Origin of the sequence: Gluconobacter kanchanaburiensis NBRC 103587 (genome assembly GCF_007988905.1) — a bacterium.
GTDB classification, from domain to species: domain Bacteria; phylum Pseudomonadota; class Alphaproteobacteria; order Acetobacterales; family Acetobacteraceae; genus Gluconobacter; species Gluconobacter kanchanaburiensis.
Map to the genome: position 1 here is coordinate 1 of NZ_BJVA01000032.1, position 5,501 is coordinate 5,501.

Consider the following 5,501-nt stretch of genomic DNA (forward strand, 5'->3'; position numbering starts at 1 on the left):
ATCTCTGTGTCAAACAAAACAATTCCACCAATCATTAGTATTGAAGTTCGGTGAAATCAGTGGAGAATTTCTACTCAAATGTGGATGATAAGACGGGTCGTCGCAAATATAGCTTTTCCATTTTTCGTAAAATATTGCTGTATATTCTGCAGCTGGAAACTTCCTGCCTCTTGTTGCGCTCTCAAAATGAATAAGTTCTGAATACGGTGTGTAAACGACACGCAATCCAACAAGTCGCATCCGGAGGCAAAGATCGACATCATTATAGTCTAAAGGGAAACTTTCATCGAAGCCGTCAAGTTGCTCTAGAGTGCTCCGACGCGTCGCAAAGACCGCCCCAGTGACCATCGACCACTCCCGTTGAACGATTGCCCAATCCTGATACGTTTTCTCGTCCGACTGCATTCCAATAAACACATGAGTACATGGACCATAGGCTCCGCCAGGCATGCCTACATGCTGCAGGCGCCCGTCCGGGTATAGTAGCCGGGCTCCTACCCCGCCAACACTCTTATCAACAGCAAACGTCATCAAGGCATGCAGCCAGCCGGGACTACGTACTTGAATATCGTCATTCAGGAAAACGATATACTCTCCATCGACAGCTTTCCATAATGCATTCATTTTAGATGCATAATTAAAATTCTGTGTTTCTGCTCTGTGAGTAACAATTCTTTGAAATTCAAAAGAGTATTCGTTTTCTGCGTAAATACTTCCATCTTCCAAATCATCTCCTACAAGAACTTTCATACGGTCTTTGGGCCAGTCCGTGTTATCAAGGCTATCCAGAAGATTTAAAATCATCGGCCTTAAAGACGAACTATACTCTTCGGCAGGAGCCACGCTCTGCCTAGTAGGAATAACAAGTGTGACATGTGGAAATAATGTAAAATTTCTTCGCAACTGTAGCAGATTGTTTTGCAGGCCCGTAACGATTTCGCAATCCGCAAGTGCCAAGCTTTCACTCGCCACTTTGCGCCAGATATCACGACGTTTGATAGGATCAAGTTCGGACCGTCCTTCAGGATGAACAGCCAGAACTTCAGTAATACGTTCAACCGCAGTCCCACCGACGACAGCTCGGACGCAGACTTCATATAACCACAAACGGCTGTAAGAAACATTATAATCGGGAATAAGATTTCCAATGGATCGAGCCCGAATTGCAACAGGTAAACCCATGTACTCCTGGGAAAGGAATAATGTTCTGTCAAATGATGGCTTACACAGGTAATTTACTGTTCGATTATCCTTTGAAAGACAAACTTCATCGCCGTAGAATATCTCTACATCCCGGTGGACATGTCCATTATGGACGATAATTTTCCCAATATCCGGGTGTAGTTTTGCTTTGGAGTCAACAAAAACATACCAGACCACGTCATCAATTTCGTCATGATTAACAAACGTCGTGGTTTTCAGAATCCCATTTGAATTCACAGAATAAATCACAAAATCATTTGTCATTTTAATGTTCGCAATCATGAATTTTGAAAATTGACTTCAGGCTTTTTAGCATACATTTCGAAATTTCCTCTTCTGATAGCATGCTTCTGATACGTTCCCGCGCCTTCTGCTCTAATAACAGACGATCCTCATCGGAAAGAGATGCCGCCTTTATCAAGGTTGCTGTCAAAGCATCCTCATCTACAAGGCCCCAAACCGTACCCTGGGGGTAGGGACCGTCATCTTCAGAAAGATGCCAGGATTTGAACGGAACAGGGAAACCGCTTGTCTGGTCCAGAAAGTCCGTACTACCCCCAAAATCAGTAGCGATAACGATCTTACCTTTTGCCATCGCTTCGGCAATTGTCAGCCCAAATCCTTCTGAAGCGTGTGGAGACGCGTATATATCTGCCATGTCGAGTAGCGCGTTCACGACCTCACTTGGAAGATTACCATCTATCAGATGTGCGCCTGAAACAGCATCCACCATCTCACGCAAATTACGCCCGTCATCTCCCGCCTCCTCAAGATGTTTTGTCTTGAGTACAAGACGCCAGCCCATAGCTTCTAGACCAGATCTGGCAAACGCACGGACAAGCGCCTGCGGATTTTTACGGGCTAGGTAGCTTGATGCATCAAACGTATACAGAATGATCCTGCTATTTTCCTCCAACCCACATAGGGTTTTAACTTTTGAAAGAAGAACATTATCCGTCTGAATGTCTACAACAGGGACAACATGCGGGACAACATGTACTGGAACAGGAGAAACCCGCGCAAAGGCCTTGGCACAGAATGTAGATGGCACCCAAACCACATCGAGATACCGCATTCTTTCAATAAATTCAGAAGGAATATCCTGAGCTTCCCAGACAAAAATTCCAATCCGGAATTTTGCCGCTTTAATGAGTTCCATCTGTTCAGGAACGATGAGACTTTCCCATGAATCAGGATTCAGGTTCACGATGATCACATCTGCACGTCCCGCAGAAGTTGTCATCGACAACGAAGGAGCAACCTGCCGATGAATATGAAAAGATCGTTTCAGGGGCTCGATATTGAGTGGTAAACCTGTATGCATCAGTGCGCGTGTATAGCCACGAGCGGCGGAGCCGAGCCCATTGCTATAATTAAGCGGTCCGAGAAAAGTGATTTCCCGAGGGCTGTTCTCAAGCGCTGGATAATGCGGTTTCAGCTTGGGATCATAAGGGAAATTCTGTGGATTGGCTTTTTCGTCCAAAAGCCTGTCCGCCAAAATCACTCTATAGCCCTGACGTGCCAGCTCTTCACGCCAGCCGGTCTTGTCAACATGCTGAATATTATGAGTAACAGCAAGAACCTTCAGAAAAGGGAATCCTTCGTTGAGAAGTTCTTTCCAATGATAGATAGTTGGGTTGTGAATGCTGACTGAATTGAAGAGCGCTACAGTCTTGATCCCGGAGCTCTGGAGATAAGGCGATAGCTTGGTTTCGTATGCATTGATAACATCTTCCTTATCTGGAAGGCTTCTAAGATCAAAAACAAATTTCTGAAAACTGTATGATTGTAAAGCCTCTTGCTTCAAAGCAAGGAAATAGCTTTGGATATGATATCCACGCTCATGATTTCCCGTTAGCCCGATCATCCCTGCATCTTCAGCACGGATGCGCTGGATCATTTCATGGAATACCACCTGATTGACAGGACCGATGAGACTATCATTGAGCCAGTAAAGAATATTCGCTCTATACAGATGACGGTTGAGGCGAAGAACATGCGCCCAACATCCAAAATCCCATCCTTCATTAGCCCGAACATAAAGCCCGTCAACCAAGTTGTAGAGCCAAGGCTCATCATCTACAAATCCATGGTCAGCGGCTACAATGAGCGTAATGGCTATACCTTCATGAGCAAGTGACTCAAGATAATGTCTTACATGTGGTTTTATTCTACCATTTGCTGAATGGGTAACGAATAAGGCCACCTCTTCCGCGGCTGATGGTTTTTTGCGGCACTCGATTTGAGTGTTTGTTATGGGATAGGAATTTGTGAGATCAACATCCCATGTTGAGATATCTCGTCCTTCATTTTTTCCGTACAATAAATAATGCTGAAGAGGATTCAGACCGCAGTTTTTAACATCGGGATAGCGATCTACATACACATCCAACGGGAATTTTGACGAAGGTCTATAAGACCTATCAGCACCGATTTTCAGGAAATGTTCAAGAGGATCCATTCCGGAGGCGGCGACATCCGGATATTGTTCCACATACCATTTGGGATCGAAAAACGGATTAGGAGCGCGCCCTTCTGCCCGCCCATGACGAATATAGTGCAACAGCACCGGCAGACCGTCCGGGAGAGCGCATTGCTCGCGATACCAACCGGGATCAAAGAGCGGATGCGGACGCGCGTCGATGAATTGCCCTCGTACAAGGTAGTGCCTTAATGGTGACCAGCCGCTTTCGCTCACTTTAGGATAGCAAGAGGTATAAAAGTCAGGATCGAAGATAAAATCTTTACCGATTTCCTCCTCTTCGCGAACGAGGGTCTGTCGGTCTTTTATGCGTTTTTGAAGATGATCGAATTTTAGTGTTACGACTGACCATGCTACACGGGACGCAGTAATGCCCAGGCGAACTTGACGAGGGTGCTTTTCAAATATCTTTCTTAAAGGTGCTGTAGCTCTCCAACTGGCGGAACTCACGAGACGATGCTGATGATCACGGAGATCTGCTATCGTCTGCTCAGAATGAGCGATTGTTTTACGGGCTTCACGCTCTAAATTTTTAAAATTTTCGATTGTTTTGTTTTGAGATTCTAAAATCCCTTCGGATATATTGAAATCGTCTATTTTGTTCTGAAGTCTAGATAACTCTCTATTTTTTTCATCTAATTTATCGTTAAATTCAGACTGTTGTTTTGATAGATTCTGTTCATATTCGACTTTAATTTTCTCTAATTCTTTTTGATGATTAACGATCAGGCTTTCTCTTTTATTTTTTTCCGCAAGAAAATTTTCCGCTAATTCTAATTCTAATTTTTCTTTTTCGATTCTTATATCATTTTTTTCATTCAGAACGATAGTATTCTGTGACTGCATTTCATGTAGCAACCATAAATCTGTAATGGTTCGGCCCAAACGAGAGTATGTAGTCCGCAAAAAGCACTCAGTTTCTTTGGAAGCTGCAAAGAGTGCATCTACGCTTTCTGGAATTTTACCGCATGCAATAATGCCTAGTCCATGGCCATGAATAAATTCAAAACTAGGATAAGTCCTACTCAGTTCATGAAAGAGTTTCCAAACTCCAAACCCGTTTTCTCTAACGTTGGTGTCATGAAAAAGCACAATAGCATCAGCGGTTAACTTAGGCTTCCATGCCTCAAAATCCTGACGGACGTCTTCATAAAAATGACGGCCATCAATATGAAGAAAATCAATTGACCCATCCGCAAAAAGAGAAAGGGCATCATCAAATTTTGATCTGATAAGATTTGAAAATGCAGAATAATGCGTAGCATTCTGTATATTTACAGCCTGAAAGACTTCATCACTATAAAATCCAGCGTGCTCATCACCTTTCCAAGTATCAATAGCATAACATTGAGTTGAAAGATTTAATCTCCTAATAGTTTGACAGGCACAAAAATACGAAAATCCATGATGTGACCCCAATTCAACAAAAATTTTTGGTTTCAAAGCTCCTACTAACCACGACATAAAAGGTGCATGTTCCAGCCATGCAGAGGCAGGTATGTAATCAGGCACTTGGAACGTGTCGTATGTTATAAGATGATTGTCTGCCATGATAAATATGCCTGATTGAGATGTGGTCGAAGTTGGATTTTAGAATATGTAGACTATATATTCAAATGACGTGGAGGGTTCGACCCCCCCCCTGGTTATGAAACCAGTTCTGTGATTCCATTTGCCCGGTTCTGACTGAGGGAATGGCGCTATGAATCAGGCTGGTTTCTTTGATGTTGAAGAGCGGCTTGCTCGATTGAGTGGGCTTGGTGATCAGCTCGAAGCATTTTCCCAGACTGTGGGTTTTGAGGTGTTCCGCCCTGAT

The 5,501-nt window shown here is 43.7% G+C and carries 2 protein-coding genes and 1 pseudogene; 1 reads left to right on the forward strand and 2 read right to left on the reverse strand.

Features of this window, described 5'->3' with window-relative positions; all coding sequences use genetic code 11:
• Positions 1 to 9: 9 nt before the first annotated feature.
• Both GKA01_RS13360 and GKA01_RS13365 read right to left on the reverse strand, forming a co-directional pair.
• Entirely contained in the window at positions 10 to 1,467 is a 1,458-nt protein-coding gene (locus GKA01_RS13360) for a glycosyltransferase family 2 protein (protein ID WP_167506389.1), read from the reverse strand.
• Position 1,468: 1 nt separating this feature from the next.
• Positions 1,469 to 5,236: a class I SAM-dependent methyltransferase gene (locus tag GKA01_RS13365; protein ID WP_146864106.1), complete on the reverse strand. Its 3,768-nt coding sequence runs from the start codon at positions 5,234 to 5,236 to the stop codon at positions 1,469 to 1,471.
• Between the two features lie 151 nt (positions 5,237 to 5,387).
• Here GKA01_RS13365 and GKA01_RS13370 point away from each other — a divergent pair.
• Positions 5,388 to 5,501, forward strand: a pseudogene (locus tag GKA01_RS13370) (IS5/IS1182 family transposase); the annotation flags it as partial.